Consider the following 15060-nt stretch of genomic DNA (forward strand, 5'->3'; position numbering starts at 1 on the left):
GTCATCCACCCTCCCCTTCGAATCGCCCGATTTGCTGCATTTCGGCCGGATTTGCGACCATTCAGGCGATTCGAAAGCGGGAGTCAGCCGCGGATCTCCGTGATGATGCCGGAGAAGTCACGGGCGGCGCCGTCGCCGGCGGCGTAGGCGGCGTACAGCTCCTGCGCCAGACGACCCATCCGCGCGTCCGTCGAGGTCTGCTCGATGGCCTGCAGCGCGAGACCGAGGTCCTTCGCCATGAGGGCGCCCGCGAACCCCGGCTGGTAGTCCCGGTTCGCGGGGCTGGTGGGCACCGGACCGGGCACGGGGCAGTTCGTGGTGAGCGCCCAGCACTGCCCCGACGCCTGGGACACCACGTCGAACAGGGCCTGATGCTCGAGCCCCAACCGCTCGCCCAGCACGAACGCCTCGGCGACGGCGATCTGCGACACCGCGAGCACCATGTTGTTGCAGACCTTCGCCGCCTGTCCGAGTCCCGGTCCGCCGCAGTGCACGATGCGCTTCCCCATGATCTCCAGCAGCGGCAGCGCCGCCGCGAAGTCGTCGTCGGAGCCCCCGACCATGAACGCCAGGGTCCCGGCCTCCGCCCCGACCACACCTCCGGATACCGGAGCATCGATGTGCCGGTGGCCCGCGGCGAGCGCGAGCGCATGGGCGGCCCGCGCCTCGTCCACCGCGATGGTCGACGACTCGATGAACAGCGTCCCGGGGCGCGCGGCCGCCAGCAGCTCCGTGCGGTAGGCCTCGATGACGTGCTTCCCCGCCGGGAACATCGTCACCACGACCTCCGCGTCCGCCACCGCCTCCGCGCCGCTCGCCGCCACGGGGATCCCGGCCGCTCGCGCCGCCTCGATGGCCGCGGGCACGAGGTCGAAGCCGTGCACCTCGTGTCCGGCGGCGACGAGGTTCTTCGCCATCGGCAGCCCCATGTGCCCGAGCCCGAGGAAGGCGACGCGGGTCATGATGCGCTCCGCATCGACGTCGACCCCGCGGGTCGCAGCATCTCCCGGCCGACGATCAGGCGCATGATCTCGTTTGTCCCCTCGAGGATCTGGTGCACGCGGAGGTCGCGGACGATCTTCTCGATGCCGTAGTCCTGCAGGTAGCCGTAGCCGCCGTGCAGCTGGAGGGCGCGGTTGGCCACCTCGAAGCCGGCGTCGGTCGCGAAGCGCTTGGCCATCGCGCAGCGCATCGTCGCGTCCGGCGCCTTCTCGTCCACCGCCTGCGCGCCGTCGCGCACCATTAGCCGCGCGGCCTGCAGGTCGGTGCGCATGTCGGCGATCGCGAAGAGGATCGACTGCTTCTCCGCCAGCGGCTCCCCGAACGCGACGCGCTCGTGCACGTACTGCACGGCCTTGTCGAGCGCGGCCTGCGCGCCACCGAGAGAGCACGCCGCGATGTTGAGGCGGCCACCGTTGAGCGCCGACATCGCGATCGCGAAACCGCGTCCTTCGTCGCCGAGCATCGCGGACGCCGGCACCCGCACGCCGTCCATGATCACGGGCCGGGTGGGCTGCGCGTGCCACCCCATCTTCTTCTCCGGAGCACCGAAGCTCAGGTTCTCCGCGTCGCCGGGGACCAGGAAGGCGCTGATCCCGCGGGCTCCCGGCTCGCCGGTCCGCGCCATGACGACGTACACCGCGGCCTCACCGGCTCCGGAGATGAACTGCTTCACCCCGGTCAGCACGTACTCATCGCCCTCGCGGACGGCGCTGGTCGCGATGTTCGCCGCGTCGGATCCGGCCCCCGGCTCGGTGAGGCAGTAGCCGCCGAACTCCTGCATGGCGGTCAGCGACGGCAGCCAGCGCGACCGCTGCTCGTCGTCGCCGTAGGTGTCGATCATCCACACCACCATGTTGTGGATGGAGATGTAGGCGGCCACCGCGGGGTCGGCCTTGGCGAGCTCCTCGAAGATGGCGACGGTGTCGACGCGGGTGAGGCCCGTGCCGCCGAACTCCTCGCTCACGTAGATCCCGCCGAGGCCGAGCTCGCCGCCGCGCTGCAGCGACTCCCGCGGGAACAGGTGCTTCTCGTCGCGTTCCGCGGCGAACGGGGCGAGCTCCGCATCGGCGAACTCTCGCACGGCGTCGAGGATCGCCTCGCGCTCCTCATCGGTGGTGGTGACGGTGGTCATGGTCATCGCGTGTCCTTGAGATATGGGTCCCTGAGCCCTGTCGAAGGGCCCTGAGCCGGTCGAAGGGTCAATGCATGGTGGGGATGACGAAGCTGGCGCCCTCGCGTATCCCCGACGGCCAGCGGCTCGTCACCGTCTTGGTCTTCGTGTAGAAGCGGAAGGCGTCGGCGCCGTGCTGGTTGAGGTCGCCGAAACCGCTGCGCTTCCAGCCGCCGAACGTGTAGTAGGCGATCGGCACCGGGATGGGCACGTTCACGCCCACCATCCCGACCTCCACGCGTGCGGCGAAGTCGCGGGCGGCGTCACCGTCGCGCGTGAAGATGGCGACGCCGTTGCCGTACTCGTGCTCGGAGGCCATGCGCAGCGCCTCTTCGTAGTCGGCGGCGCGGGCGATCACGAGCACCGGGCCGAAGATCTCCTCGCGGTAGATCGCCATGTCGGTCGTCACGTGATCGAACAGGGTCGGTCCGAGGTAGAAGCCCTTCTCGTGCCCGTCGACCGTGAAGCCGCGGCCGTCGGCGAGTAGCGTCGCGCCCTCGTCGATCCCCTGCTGGATGTAGCCCTCCACCCGCTCGACGGCTGCCCGCGTGACCAGGGGTCCGTAGTCGACGTCCGCCGCGAGGGAAGGGCCGACCCGCAGCTGAGCGACGCGTTCGGCGAGCTTGGCGGCGAGGGCGTCCGCGGTCTCCTCGCCGACCGGCACGGCGACCGAGATGGCCATGCACCGCTCCCCTGCGGAGCCGTAGCCGGCGCCGATGAGCGCGTCGACGGCCTGGTCGAGGTCGGCGTCCGGCATCACGATCATGTGGTTCTTCGCGCCGCCGAAGCACTGCGCGCGCTTGCCGTGGGCGGCCGCGGTGGCGTAGATGTACTCGGCGATGGGCGTGGAGCCGACGAAACCGACCGCGCGGATCCGGTCGTCGGTGAGCAGCGTGTCCACCGCCTCCTTGTCGCCGTGCACCACGTTGAGGACGCCGGCCGGCAACCCCGCTTCGAGGAAGAGCTCGGCGAGGCGCACCGGCACCGAGGGGTCGCGCTCGCTGGGCTTGAGCACCACGGCGTTGCCGGCGGCGAGCGCGGGCCCGGCCTTCCACAGGGGGATCATGGCGGGGAAGTTGAAGGGCGTGATCGCCGCGACGACCCCGAGCGGCTGCCGCATCGAGTACACGTCGATGCCCGCCCCGGCACCGGTGGTGTACTCGCCCTTGAGCAGGTGCGGGGCTCCGGCGGAGAACTCGATGACCTCGAGCCCGCGCTGGATGTCGCCCTTGGCGTCGTCGACGGTCTTGCCGTGCTCGCTCGCCAGGAGTTCGGCGAGCGAGGTCATCTCCTGCTGCACGAGGTCGAGGAACCGCAGGAGGACGCGGGCGCGCTTCTGCGGGTTGGTCGCCGCCCACGCGGCCTGTGCCTGCTCCGCGTTCCCGATGACGCGGCGCACCTCCTCCGCGGACGCGAGCGGCACCCGGGCCTGCACGGCTCCGGTGCTCGGGTCGAAGACGTCGGCGAAGCGGCCGTCTTCCGGGGTGACATGCGTTCCGCCCACGAAGTGCGGGATAGTACGGGTCATTGTGCGACATCCCTCCGTGCCGTCTTTGGCACATCGGCGAGTTTACTCCGACAACCGAGAAAATACGAGGACGTCCTTGCATCTCTCGTCGCCGTGCGTTCGGATGCCGCCGCCGGCCGTTCTCCGGCCGTTCACCCGCCGGACATCCGGGCCGATTACAACTGCAGATGCACGGCACAGACTCAGACCGGATCGGGTAGTCGCGTCTCCCGTGCACACGGTGAGCACTCTCGCTCCCGAGACCCCCGCCGAATCGGGTCGGCGGGGGTCTTCTCTTCCTTCGAATCGCTTGCTTTGCTCCATTTCGGCCGGGGATGGAGCACAGTGCGCGATTCGAACCGGGGCTGTGGAGACCGACCCCGCCCCGGCCGCCGGGGTGGGAGCGTGGGGGCATGGGACGACGACAGCAGCTTCCGGCCCGCTTCGAGGCGGACTTCGCGGTCCGGACGGCGCGACTGCACGGCCTGAGTCGCGGACGGCTGCGCGGATCCGACCTCGAGGCTCCGTTCCACGGGGTCCGCGTGTACCCCCGCCCGGCTCCCGGGCCCGATATCGCAGACCCGTACGAGCGGCAGCGGCACGCGCGGGTGGCACGAGCGCAGTCCTATGCCCCGATCCTGCACACGGGACACTTCTTCAGTCACGAGACCGCCGTGTCGATCTGGGGAGGCCCCCTGCCGCTCGCCTTCGACGATCACGGAGGCATCGCGACGGAGGACGACCTCGCCCTCCACGTCAGTGCGTCCGGCGGGATCCCGTTCCCCCGCGCCCGCGGCGTGACCGGGCACCGCACACTGTCCAGCCTCACCTCGATCCGCTATCGGGACGGCCTCCGGGTGAGCTCCCCCGCCGCGACTTGGGTCTCCCTCGGCACGCTGCCGCTGGTGGACCTCGTGGCCCTCGGCGACTACTTCTGCCGGCGCTGGAGACCGGGTGTCGGGCGGCCGGATGTCACGCGGCAGCCCTGGGCGACGATCGATGAGCTGCGGGAGATGCTGGCGGCTGGGCGGAGGCGCGGGGCGGCACGGTTGCGGGAGGCGGTCGAGCTCGTGCGGGAGGACTCGTGGTCGCCGCGGGAGAGCCGGCTGCGGTGCGTCCTGGTCGCGGCCGGGATCCCGGAGCCCCAGCTCAACGTGGACGTGTTCGACGACCGAGGCCGCTTCCTCGCCTGCGTCGACATGGTCTGGGAGGCCGAACGCGTCGCGGCGGAGTACCACGGCATGGTGCACGGCGCGCAGTGGGCACGGGATGTCGAGCGGGTCGCGGCGCTGCGGGCTGCCGGGTGGACGGTGATCGAGGTCACCGCACCCCTCCTCCACAGACCGGAGGAACTGATCCGCCGTGTGGCGTCGGCGCTGGGGCGGTGACCCCGCGTTCGAATCGCGCGAATGGCGGCATCCGGGCCGGATTCACAGCCAATCGCGCGACTCGAACGGGAACTAGAATCGACCAGGCGCCGCGACCCTGGCGCCGCCACCCCGCGTCCGCACCCCGACGCCGCTCACCCCCGAGGACCGCACCATGTCCGCATCCGCGCCCGTCTCCGAACCCGTCACCGTCTCCATCCGCCGCGAGGTCGACCCGGAGCGCATCGCCGAGGCCACCGCGTGGGTGCAGACCGGGGTGAACCTGGCGACGAAGTACCCGGGGTTCCTCGGCTCCGGCTGGGTCCGTGCCGGCGAGGACTCCCAGGTCTGGCACATGCTCTACCGCTTCGCGAGCGAGGACGCGCTCACCGCGTGGGAGCAGTCCGGCGAACGCGCGTGGTGGCTGTCGATGGGCCAGGGCTTCGTCCGCAGCGAGCGGTCCAAGCGCCGCTCCGGCATCGAGGGGTGGTTCGACGAGCCGTCCACGGGATCCATCCCCGTCGTCGACCCGGATGGCACGACCAGCACCGTGACCGTCGCCCCCGCGCCGCCGCGGTGGAAGCAGGCCGTCTCGATCTGGCTCGGCTTCTTCCCCGTGAACCTCGCGTTCACCTACGCCATGAGCCCGGTGCCGGGATGGGACGCCGTGCCGCTGTGGCTCCGCGTGCTCATCACCACCCTCGTGCTCACGCCGATCATGACGTACTGGGTGCTGCCGTTCGTCACGCGCTCCCTGCGGAACTGGCTCGCCCGCTAGCGGAACCGCCTTCTCAGGAGCCGGACTCCGTACCCGGGGTGACACCCTTCTTCGCCGGTTCGACGAGCGAGAGCGGATCGGCGATGTCCTCCAGCGACTTCCCGGCGGCGCTGACGCCGAAGACACCGCACACGACGCCGCCGAACATCATGATGGCCGCACCGAGCACGTAGCCCCAGAACAGCGGACCGCGGTCGCCAGACTCCGCGCTCGCTCCGATCAGGGCGCCGTAGAGCACCGGAGCGACGGCGCCGACGAGCTGCCCGATCGAGAAGACGTACGAGATCACCTGGCTGCGCAGTTCGAGCGGGAAGATCTCGCTCACCGTCAGATACGCGGCGGACGCGCCGGCCGAGGCGAAGAAGAACGATGCACACCAGAACGCCGTGTGCGTGCCCGCGTTCAGCACCCCCGCGTTGAAGAGGAAGGCGCTGACGAGCAGGATCAGTCCCGCGAGCACGTAGGTGCCGAACAGCATCCGCCGACGACCCCACGTGTCGAAGAAGTGGCCGAGGATGAGGGCGCCGGCGAGGTTGCCCACCGCGAACACGATGAAGTACTGCGACGCGGATGCCGGCGGGGTGTCGTAGAAGTTCTCCAGCACGAGCGCGTACGTGAAGAAGATCGCGTTGTAGAGGAAGGACTGCGTGACCATCATCGTGATGCCGACGAGCGTGCGCCGCGGGTACTTCTTGAACAGCACCTTCGCGATCACGAGGAACGGGACGCTGCCGTATTCCTTGACCGTGATGGCCTTGCTCTCGTCGACGGGCTCGATCGTCTTGCCCTCCTTGCGGATGCGCTCCTCGATCTCGTCGACGTTGCGTTCCGCCTCCTCCTCGCGGCCGTGCGTCATCTGCCAGCGCGGGCTCTCCGGGATGTGCCGCCGCAGCCAGATGATGAGGAGGCCGAGGATCGGGCCGAGGAAGAAGCTCAGCCGCCAGCCGATGTCGGCGGGCAGGATGTCGGTGTTGAGGAAGAACATGTTGGCGACCGCGCCGAGGGCCGCACCGCCCCAGTAGGTGCCGTTGATGGCGATGTCGACCCGGCCGCGGTACTTCGCGGGGATGATCTCGTCGATGGCCGAGTTGATGGCCGCGTACTCACCGCCGATGCCCGCCCCGGCGACGAAGCGCCAGATGTAGAAGAACCAGGGGGCGAACGCGAGCCCGGCGACGGCCGACCCGACGAGGTACACCCCGAGCGAGAGCAGGAAGAGGTTCTTGCGGCCGAGGCGGTCGGCGAGACGGCCGAACACGAGGGCGCCGAAAACCTGTCCGAGCAGGTAGCAGGTGCCGGCGAGACCGACCTCGGCCGGGCCCATCCCCAGCGTCTGCGCGTAGCCGTTGGCCGCGACGATCTGCACCTCGAGGCCGTCGAGGATCCAGGAGAACCCGAGTCCGACGACGATCATCCAGTGGAAGCGCGACCAGGGGAGCCGGTCCATGCGCGCGGGGACGAGCGACCGGACCTCCTTGACGGTGACGTCGGACGCGGACATGGGGGCCTCCTTCTCGCGGGACACGCTTTCGTTCCGGATCCGGTTTACTCCTCCCGGAAATCCGCCGCATCCGCTTGACCCGGGGCCGTCGGCACGCTACCGCTTCGAATCGCGCGAATGGCTCCATCCCGGGCGAGAATGGAGCCAATCAGGCGATTCGAACGGAACGGGGTCAGCGGGCGACGTGCCGCTCGTCCGGGCCGTCGTAGTGCGACAGCGGGCGGATCAGGGCGTTCGCGCCTGCCTGCTCGATGACGTGGGCCGTCCACCCCGTCGCCCGCGCCGCGACGAACAGCGGCGTGAAGGTGAGGGTGTCGAAGCCGATGAGGCTGTATGCGGGACCGGACGGGTAGTCGAGGTTCGGGTGGATCCCCTTGCGCTCGACGAACTGCGACTCCAGGGCGTCGTACAGCGCGGCAACGTCCTCCCGGCCGTAGTGCGCGACCAGGGTGTCCAGCGCGGCCTTCATCGTCGGCACGCGGGAGTCGCCGTTCTTGTAGACGCGGTGCCCGAAGCCCATGATCTTGCGCTTCTCCGCGAGGGCCTTGTCGAGCCAGGCCTCGACGGCGTCCGCCGATCCGATCTCCTTGAAGATGTGCAGCACCGCCTCGTTCGCCCCACCGTGCAGCGGGCCCTTGAGCGCGCCGATGGCGCCGACGACCGCCGAGTAGATGTCGCTGAGGGTCGAGGTGATGACCCGGGCGGTGAAGGTCGAGGCGTTGAAGGAGTGCTCGGCGTAGAGGATCATCGACCGGTTGAACGCGTCGACCACGACATCGTCGGCCTCCTCCCCGAAGGTCATCCAGAGGAAGTTCGCCGAGTAGTCGAGGTCGTCGCGCGGAGCGATGAGCTCCTGGCCGCGACGGCGTCGCTGGCCGTAGGCCACGATGGCCGGCAGCGCGGCGAACAGGCGGATGCTGCGCGCCAGGTTCTGCTCCGGGCTGCCACCGGCGTCGAGCACGGAACCGCCGGCCTCGGGGTCGGATGCGCCGATCAGGCTCACGGCGGTGCGCACCTCGTCCATCGGGTGCGCCTCGAGCGGCACGAGGTCGATGGCGGCCTTCACGTTGTCGGCCAGGGCGCGGTGCTTCCGCTCCTCCAGCCGGAACGCGGCGAGCTCGTCGTCCGTCGGCAGCTCGCCGTTCCACAGCAGGTACGCCACGGCCTCGAAGCACTGCGTGTCCGCGAGCTCCTGCACGGGATAGCCGCGGTAGAGCAGGCTGTTCGTCTCGGGGTTGACCTTCGAGATCGCGGTCGTGTCGACGACGACCCCCGCGAGGCCCTTCTTGATGTCCGGCTCGGTCATGGTCACTCCTTCGTGTACTTCGACTCGTCGCTGCGCTCCTCGCTCAGCAACCGCGTCGTGTGTCCGCTTCGCTGCGCTCAGCGACCGGTGTTGTCGAGTGTGAAGTTGAAGACGCCGGAGTCGAAACGGTTGTACGACTCGTAGTCGATCAGCTCGTAGAGGTCGGCGCGGTGCTGCATCTCCCCGAGCTTCGAGGTCAGGTGCCCCTCGTCGTTCAGCGTATCGAGCGCACGGCCCGCCGCCCCCATCGCGATCCGGAGCAGCGACACGGGCCAGATGACCATGCGCACCCCGGCATCGCGGAGAGCGTCGACCGAGAACAGCTCGCTCTTGCCGAACTCGGTCATGTTCGCGAGGATCGGCACGTCCAGCGCCGCGGCCATGGCCTCGAACTCGCCGATCGTGCGCATCGCCTCGGGGAAGATCGCGTCCGCCCCCGCGTCGACGAGCGCCTTGGCCCGGTCGATCGCCGCGTCCAGCCCCTCGATCGCGCGGATGTCGGTACGCGCCATGATCAGGAAGTTCTCGTCGCGGCGGGCGTCGGCGGCCGCGCGGATCCGCTTGATCGCGGTGTCCTCGTCCACCACGGCCTTGCCGTCGAGGTGTCCGCAGCGCTTCGGGTTGATCTGGTCCTCGATGTGGGTGCCGGCGAGGCCCGCGTCTTCGAGCTCCTGGATCGTGCGGGCGACGTTCATCGGCTCACCGAAGCCGGTGTCGGCGTCGACGATCGCGGGCAGCTCGGTCATGCGGGCGATCTGCTTCGCGCGCCCGGCGACCTCGGTGAGCGTTGTGAGGCCGATGTCCGGCAGCCCGAGGTCCGCGGAGAGCACGGCGCCCGAGATGTAGACGCCCTCGAACCCCTTCTCCTCGATGAGCCGGGCGCTCAGCGGGTTGAACGCGCCGGGGAACCGCAGCAGCTCCCCGGAGGCGAGCCGCTCCCGGAAGAGGCGCCGCTTCTCGGCGGGCGTCGTGGTGGAGTACAGCATCAGTTGCTCCTTCGTGATCGTGCTTCGACAGGCTCAGCATGCTTCGACAAGCTCAGCAACCCAGCGGCGCTTCGACAGGCTCAGCGACCCAGCTGGCTGGGTCCCTGAGCCTGTCGAAGGGCATCAGAACAGGCCCGTCGGGGCGTCGGCGTCGTCGAGCAGACCCGGCTTCGCGACGATCGAGAGCTCGGCGACCTCGGCGGCCGTGAGCTCGGGCAGGCGCTGCACGAGCTCGAGGAACCGCTCGATCTCGGCGGGCTCGAGCACGGGCTCCGCGAGCAGGCGGAACTTGGCGATGTAGTTCTCCCGCGCGAACGGGCGCGCGCCGAGGGGGTGGGCGTCGGCGACGGCGATCTCGTCGACCACGGTCGAGCCGTCGGTGAGGCGGATCTCGACGCGACCGCCGAAGGCCTTCTCGTCCGGGTCCTCCGAGTGGTAGCGGCGGGTCCATTCCGCGTCCTCGGCCGTGGTGATCTTGTGCCACAGCGCGACGGTGTCGGCGCGGCCGGCGCGCTCCGGCGTGTAGGAGTCGACGTGGTGCCAGCCGCCGTCCTGCAGCGCCACTGCGAAGATGTACGGGATGGAGTGGTCGAGCGTCTCGCGGGAGGCCGTCGGGTCGTACTTCTGCGGGTCGTTCGCGCCCGAGCCGATCACGTAGTGGGTGTGGTGGCTGGTGTGCAGCACGATCGACGCGATGTTCGCGGGGTCGCGGAGGGCCGGGTTCGCGGTGCCGAGCTTGCGGGCGAGGTCGATCCACGCCTGCGCCTGGTACTCCGCGGAGTGCTCCTTCGTGTACGAGTCGAGGATCGCGCGCTTGGCCTCGCCGGCGGCGGGCAGCGGCACCTCGTAGGCCGCGTCCTTGCCGTCGAGCATCCAGGCGATCACGCCGTCCTCGCCTTCGTAGATCGGCGCGGGGCTCGTCTGTCCGCGCATCGCCCGGTCGACCGCCTCGACGGCCATCTTCCCGGCGAAGGCCGGGGCGTGCGCCTTCCAGGTGGAGATCTCGCCCTTGCGGCTCTGGCGCGTGGCGGTCGTGGTGTGCAGCGCCTGTCCGACCGCCTGGTAGATCGTCTCGACGTCGAGGCCGAGGAGCGTGCCGATACCGGCGGCGGCGGACGGGCCGAGGTGCGCGACGTGATCGATCTTGTGCTTGTGCAGGCAGATCGCGCGCACGAGGTCCATCTGGATCTCGTACCCGGTGGCGATGCCGCGCACGAGCGCGCGCCCGTCCTTGCCGGTGTGCTGCGCGACCGCGAGGATCGGCGGGATGTTGTCGCCCGGGTGCGAGTACTCGGCGGCGAGGAACGTGTCGTGGTAGTCGAGCTCGCGCACGGCCACGCCGTTCGCCCAGGCCGCCCACTCCGGGCTGGTGCGGCGGTCGAGCGGCGTTCCGAACAGGTTGGCGCCGGCCCCGCCCGTCGAGACGGGGTGGCTGAACGCCTGCGCGCGGGCGGCGATGATCGGCGCGCGGGTGAGAGAGGCGGCGGCGACGGCGGCGTTGTCGATGATGCGGTTGATGATCATGTCGACGACGGGCTGCTCGACCTCGACCTGGTCGACCGCGACCTCGGCGATCTTCCACGCGAGCTGATCCTCGCGGACGAGGTTCTCGGAGCTGGCGTGCACGCGGACGTGGTGGGTGACGGTCATGAGTGTCCTTCGCTGTCGGGGAGGGAGTCGAGGATGCCGGTGAGCGCGTTGTGCAGGTGCACGTGCGTGGCATGGGCGGCGAGGTCGCCGTCGCGGGCGGCGAGCGCCTCGGCGATCGTGCGGTGCTCGGCGGCGGAGGCGGCGAGCCGGGCGGGCTTGTCCCGCGCCATGCGCCGCACGCGGACGAGGTGGGTGCGGACAGTGCGCAGCGCCGCAGCGATGTAGTCGTTGGCGACGGCGTCGTCGAGGGCCGCATCGAATCGCGCGATCAGGGCGTAGTAGGCGTCGCGGCCCTCCGCCCTGGTGAGGTCCACGTGCGCGAACTCCTCGGCGAGCGCGGCGAACCGGTCGGCGTCACCCCGGACGGCGGCGAGCCGGGCGGAGGTCTCCTCCAGCGCGCGGCGGATCTCGAACAGGGACCGGATGTCGTCGGCGTCGAGGTCGGCGACGACGGTGACGCGGGGCGACTGCTGCACGACCAGACCGTCGGCGGCCAGGCGACGCAGAGCCTCCCGCAGCGGCGTCCGGCTCACACCCAGGCGCTCGGCCTGCTCCACCTCGCCGAGCACGAAACCGGCCGGCAGCTCCCCGGACTGGATGCCGTCGAGGAGCGCCGCATAGGCGCGATCGCCCATGGACGTGCGCTCAACAGGGAGGACCATCTCGCCAGTGTATACATAAAGAGCCCCACGCGGTCCACTTCTCGAATGCGGGTGGTCTATTCGTATACATAGCCTCTGCCCGCCCGCCCTCCATCCGGGCGCAGCTCAGGGGGCGGGGCGGGGCTCGCCGAGCTTCACGACGACCACGCCGGCGAGCACGAGCACGCCCCCGAGGGCCTGCAGCGGGCCGGGGAGCTGCCCGAGCAGGAGCCAGCCGAAGAGCAGGGCCGCCACGACCTCGGCGAGCGCGACGAACGAGGCCAGCCGGGAGCCGAGCATGCGCGTCGAGACGATGCCGAGCACGTACGCGAGGGCCGTGGCGATCACGCCGATCGCGAGGACCGGCACGAACCACGGCACCGCGCCGAACCGGTAGTCGACGTCGGCCGTCGTCCACGCGAACGGCAGCACGCCGATGAGCGCGGCGAGGCTCAGACCCACGGCGCCGAGCAGCAGCCCACTGCCCGCGAGGGCGATCGGCGGGATCCCGGTGTCCGCCCGGGCGGACAGCACGAAGTAGCTCGCGGCCCCCACCATCGCCCCGAGCGCCCAGAGGACACCGATCACGTCCACCTGCGCCCCGGTGACGATGTCGAGCATGAGGACGAGCCCGACGAAGGCGATGCCGGCACCGAGGACGCTGCGCCGCGTGGGACGCTCGCCCCGGCGCAGCCAGAGCCAGAGGAGCACCGCGACCGGGGCGGTGTACTCGATGAGCAGCGCGATCCCGACGTCCATCACCGCGACGGCCTGGAAGTAGCAGAGCTGGGTGGCCGCGACGGCGAGGAGGCCATAGGCGGCGACCATCCCCGCGTTCTGCCGGAGAGCACGCCACCGCCCGCGGAGCGCGAGGACCGTGGGGACGAGCAGCACGAGCGCCGCGACCCAGACCCGCACCGTGACGGCGGCCCCCGGCGTCCACCCCGCATCGATGAGTCCGCGCGCCCACGCCCCGGAGGAGCCGAACGCGAAGGCGGCGGCGACAGCGAGCGGCAGGCCGAGGCGCACCCCGGTCCGGGTGCGCGGAGTGTCATCAGCCACCGTGCTCATGAGGGATGACGCTACGCCGACCGGAGTAAGCTGTCAATATGGTCTTCACCGATGACACAGAGGATGCACTGCGCGCGGCGGTCTGGCTCGCCAACTCGGCGGAGGACCCGGACACCCTGGTCGACATCGACGACGAGAAGGCCTTCCTTCGGGTGTTCCCGTACACGGGACGGGTCGACGGGGACACGGTGGAGCTCGACGACCTCCGCGCTCTGCGGTCGCGCCTCCGCGCCATGCTGCTCGCTCCGCGCGACGAGATGGCCGCACACGTCAACGCCGCTCTCGCCGAGGTGCGCCTGACCCCGCGGCTCGTGCGCCACGACGAGCTGGACTGGCACCTGCACGGGCTCGCCGACGAACGCCCGCTCGCCGAACGGGTGCTCGTGGAGACCGCGATGGCCCTGATCGACGTCATCCGCACGGACGAGGGCTCTCGCCTCACCGTCTGCGCGGACGGGACATGCCAGGCGATCGCCCTCGACCTCTCCCGCAACCGCTCCAAGCGCTACTGCTCGACGAGCTGCGCCAATCGCAACGCCGTGGCGGCGTACCGCGCCCGCCGCGCCGCCGGCTGACCGCGCCGCGCGCCCCGCTCGGAGACCGCAGACCGGAATGCGGTCCGAGCGGGTTCGATGCTGCCCGCTCTTCACAAACGATTATCGATTAGTGTAATGTCGCGAGCGGCCCTCCCTCATGCATCAGGAAAGGATCAACGATGATCAAGGCCCGAGTCCTCCCCCTCGCCGGCATCGCGGCGGTGTCCGCCCTCGCCATCGCCGGCTGCTCGACCACCGCCGGCGACGACGGCGGTGACGCCGGCGGCGACGTCACCGTGCGCATGCTCGTGAACGTCACCCCGAACCTGACCGAGGAGTTCTGGAACGACCTCGTCGCGCCGTTCGAGGACGCCAACCCGAACATCGACGTCGTCATCCAGAACCCGGGTGCGGAGGGCGTCGAAGCCGCCGTGCCGCGCCTGCTGGCCGCCGGTGACGCTCCCGACGTCGTGCAATCCATCGCGCCGACGACCAAGCTCGCCCCCGAGCTCGTCGACCTCTCGCAGTACGAGTGGGCGTCGTCCGGTCCGCTCGCCGACCAGTACTCGATCGACGGCAAGAACTACATGGCCGGCATCGGCGTGCAGCTGCAGAGCCTCTTCTTCTACAACAAGACCGCCTTCGAGGAGGCCGGGATCACGGAGGTGCCGACGACGGTCGACGAGCTCACCGAGGCCCTCGGCAAGCTCAAGGACGCCGGGTGGACCCCGGTCCAGACCGGCGGCGACTGGATGACGAGCCACACCCTGCAGGCGCTCGGACTGCCGACCATCATCGCCGAGGACCCGGAGTGGTTCCAGGACATCTCGGCAGGCGACGTCACCTTCAGCGAGACCTACGGCGATGCGGTCGAGACCTACGCGGACTGGGTGTCCGAGGGCTACATCCCCGGCGACGCCCTGGGCATCAAGTACCCGGACGCCGAGCAGGCCTTCCTCTCGGGCAAGACGGCGGTGTACTCGATGGGCAGCTGGTTCGCCGGCACGCAGGCGAAGGCCGCCGACTCCGCGGACATCGGCGTCTTCCGCGCCCCCGCCATGAGCGCCGACGAGCAGCCCGCGATGGGCGCCAACATCGCCAGCCCGTACTCGATCCTCAAGGCGAGCAAGAACCAGGACGCGGCGGCGAAGCTCATCGAGTTCCTCACCACCGACCAGACCGCGGTGAGCGACCAGCTCGCGGTCGACGGCAACTTCCGCGACGGCTACGAGTACGACATGACGCCGCTCGGCGAGGAGCTGCTGCAGATCGTGGCCGACACCCCGGCCGAGGCCTACACGCCCACCGGCGGCGGCTACGGCGAGCGCACGCTCCCGGACGGCTACTCCGGCGAGATCAACACCCAGACCCAGGCCCTGCTCGGCGGCGCACCCGCCGACCAGGTGCTGCAGGCCATGGACGACTGGTTCGCCGCCAACGCCGGTTGACCCTCGCGGCGCCCGGGACGCGACATCCGTCCCGGGCGCCGTCCCGGCGCTGCCCCAGCGCCTCCCCCTGAACGCGCCACCGAGAACGAGAGTGCC

General features: G+C 70.3%; 13 protein-coding genes. 4 read left to right on the top strand and 9 right to left on the bottom strand.

What is annotated here, in order from left to right:
* Positions 1 to 83 precede the first annotated feature (83 nt).
* From mmsB to ACFU8V_RS00425, 3 genes are all read right to left on the bottom strand, one after another.
* A complete protein-coding gene (mmsB, locus tag ACFU8V_RS00415) occupies positions 84 to 962 on the bottom strand; it encodes a 3-hydroxyisobutyrate dehydrogenase (RefSeq protein WP_025105414.1) in 879 nt (292 codons plus the stop codon).
* Entirely contained in the window at positions 959 to 2140 is a 1182-nt protein-coding gene (locus ACFU8V_RS00420) for an acyl-CoA dehydrogenase family protein (RefSeq protein WP_303709822.1), read from the bottom strand. The genes mmsB and ACFU8V_RS00420 overlap by 4 nt, the downstream gene beginning before the upstream one ends.
* A 61-nt stretch (positions 2141 to 2201) precedes the next feature.
* On the bottom strand, positions 2202 to 3701 hold the full coding sequence (locus ACFU8V_RS00425; RefSeq protein WP_249520914.1) for a CoA-acylating methylmalonate-semialdehyde dehydrogenase: 1500 nt from the start codon (positions 3699 to 3701) through the stop codon (positions 2202 to 2204).
* Between the two features lie 392 nt (positions 3702 to 4093).
* Between ACFU8V_RS00425 and ACFU8V_RS00430 the strand changes: the two genes are divergently transcribed.
* Positions 4094 to 5068 (top strand): hypothetical protein, encoded by a 975-nt coding sequence (locus tag ACFU8V_RS00430; RefSeq protein ID WP_378868148.1) that lies wholly within the window; start codon positions 4094 to 4096, stop codon positions 5066 to 5068.
* Positions 5069 to 5222: 154 nt separating this feature from the next.
* On the top strand, positions 5223 to 5825 hold the full coding sequence (locus ACFU8V_RS00435; protein ID WP_062765537.1) for an antibiotic biosynthesis monooxygenase: 603 nt from the start codon (positions 5223 to 5225) through the stop codon (positions 5823 to 5825).
* Between the two features lie 13 nt (positions 5826 to 5838).
* Here the strand turns inward: ACFU8V_RS00435 and ACFU8V_RS00440 are convergent, their stop codons facing one another.
* From ACFU8V_RS00440 to ACFU8V_RS00465, 6 genes are all read right to left on the bottom strand, one after another.
* Positions 5839 to 7326, bottom strand: coding sequence for an MFS transporter (locus ACFU8V_RS00440; protein ID WP_126894135.1), 1488 nt, complete (start codon positions 7324 to 7326; stop codon positions 5839 to 5841).
* A 172-nt stretch (positions 7327 to 7498) separates the two neighbouring features.
* Positions 7499 to 8632 (bottom strand): bifunctional 2-methylcitrate synthase/citrate synthase, encoded by a 1134-nt coding sequence (locus ACFU8V_RS00445; RefSeq protein WP_378868152.1) that lies wholly within the window; start codon positions 8630 to 8632, stop codon positions 7499 to 7501.
* A gap of 77 nt (positions 8633 to 8709) precedes the next feature.
* Positions 8710 to 9618, bottom strand: a complete 909-nt coding sequence (gene prpB / locus ACFU8V_RS00450) for a methylisocitrate lyase (protein WP_062637018.1) — start codon at positions 9616 to 9618, stop codon at positions 8710 to 8712.
* A gap of 123 nt (positions 9619 to 9741) precedes the next feature.
* Positions 9742 to 11268: an MmgE/PrpD family protein gene (locus tag ACFU8V_RS00455; RefSeq protein ID WP_378868155.1), complete on the bottom strand. Its 1527-nt coding sequence runs from the start codon at positions 11266 to 11268 to the stop codon at positions 9742 to 9744.
* Entirely contained in the window at positions 11265 to 11930 is a 666-nt protein-coding gene (locus ACFU8V_RS00460) for a GntR family transcriptional regulator (RefSeq protein ID WP_378868158.1), read from the bottom strand. Before ACFU8V_RS00460 ends, ACFU8V_RS00455 begins: the two co-directional genes overlap by 4 nt.
* 105 nt (positions 11931 to 12035) lie before the next feature.
* Entirely contained in the window at positions 12036 to 12980 is a 945-nt protein-coding gene (locus ACFU8V_RS00465) for a DMT family transporter (RefSeq protein WP_378868160.1), read from the bottom strand.
* Between the two features lie 38 nt (positions 12981 to 13018).
* Between ACFU8V_RS00465 and ACFU8V_RS00470 the strand changes: the two genes are divergently transcribed.
* On the top strand, positions 13019 to 13555 hold the full coding sequence (locus ACFU8V_RS00470) for a CGNR zinc finger domain-containing protein (protein WP_105950498.1): 537 nt from the start codon (positions 13019 to 13021) through the stop codon (positions 13553 to 13555).
* Positions 13556 to 13695: 140 nt separating this feature from the next.
* Complete coding sequence (locus tag ACFU8V_RS00475; RefSeq protein WP_025105402.1) at positions 13696 to 14964, top strand: ABC transporter substrate-binding protein; 1269 nt, start codon at positions 13696 to 13698, stop codon at positions 14962 to 14964.
* Positions 14965 to 15060 lie beyond the last annotated feature (96 nt).

Source organism: Microbacterium sp. NPDC057658 (genome assembly GCF_042799975.1).
Classification (GTDB): Bacteria; Actinomycetota; Actinomycetes; order Actinomycetales; family Microbacteriaceae; genus Microbacterium.

What these genes read in the sequence shown, in the direction of transcription:
- ACFU8V_RS00445 (WP_378868152.1), bottom strand. Translation starts at nt 8,632, where the DNA reads ATGACCGAGCCGGACATCAAGAAGGGCCTCGCGGGGGTCGTCGTCGAC.
- ACFU8V_RS00435 (WP_062765537.1), top strand. Translation starts at nt 5,223, where the DNA reads ATGTCCGCATCCGCGCCCGTCTCCGAACCCGTCACCGTCTCCATCCGC.
- ACFU8V_RS00470 (WP_105950498.1), top strand. Translation starts at nt 13,019, where the DNA reads ATGGTCTTCACCGATGACACAGAGGATGCACTGCGCGCGGCGGTCTGG.
- ACFU8V_RS00475 (WP_025105402.1), top strand. Translation starts at nt 13,696, where the DNA reads ATGATCAAGGCCCGAGTCCTCCCCCTCGCCGGCATCGCGGCGGTGTCC.
- ACFU8V_RS00420 (WP_303709822.1), bottom strand. Translation starts at nt 2,140, where the DNA reads ATGACCATGACCACCGTCACCACCACCGATGAGGAGCGCGAGGCGATC.
- ACFU8V_RS00460 (WP_378868158.1), bottom strand. Translation starts at nt 11,930, where the DNA reads ATGGTCCTCCCTGTTGAGCGCACGTCCATGGGCGATCGCGCCTATGCG.
- mmsB (WP_025105414.1), bottom strand. Translation starts at nt 962, where the DNA reads ATGACCCGCGTCGCCTTCCTCGGGCTCGGGCACATGGGGCTGCCGATG.
- ACFU8V_RS00440 (WP_126894135.1), bottom strand. Translation starts at nt 7,326, where the DNA reads ATGTCCGCGTCCGACGTCACCGTCAAGGAGGTCCGGTCGCTCGTCCCC.
- ACFU8V_RS00455 (WP_378868155.1), bottom strand. Translation starts at nt 11,268, where the DNA reads ATGACCGTCACCCACCACGTCCGCGTGCACGCCAGCTCCGAGAACCTC.
- ACFU8V_RS00465 (WP_378868160.1), bottom strand. Translation starts at nt 12,980, where the DNA reads ATGAGCACGGTGGCTGATGACACTCCGCGCACCCGGACCGGGGTGCGC.
- ACFU8V_RS00430 (WP_378868148.1), top strand. Translation starts at nt 4,094, where the DNA reads ATGGGACGACGACAGCAGCTTCCGGCCCGCTTCGAGGCGGACTTCGCG.
- prpB (WP_062637018.1), bottom strand. Translation starts at nt 9,618, where the DNA reads ATGCTGTACTCCACCACGACGCCCGCCGAGAAGCGGCGCCTCTTCCGG.
- ACFU8V_RS00425 (WP_249520914.1), bottom strand. Translation starts at nt 3,701, where the DNA reads ATGACCCGTACTATCCCGCACTTCGTGGGCGGAACGCATGTCACCCCG.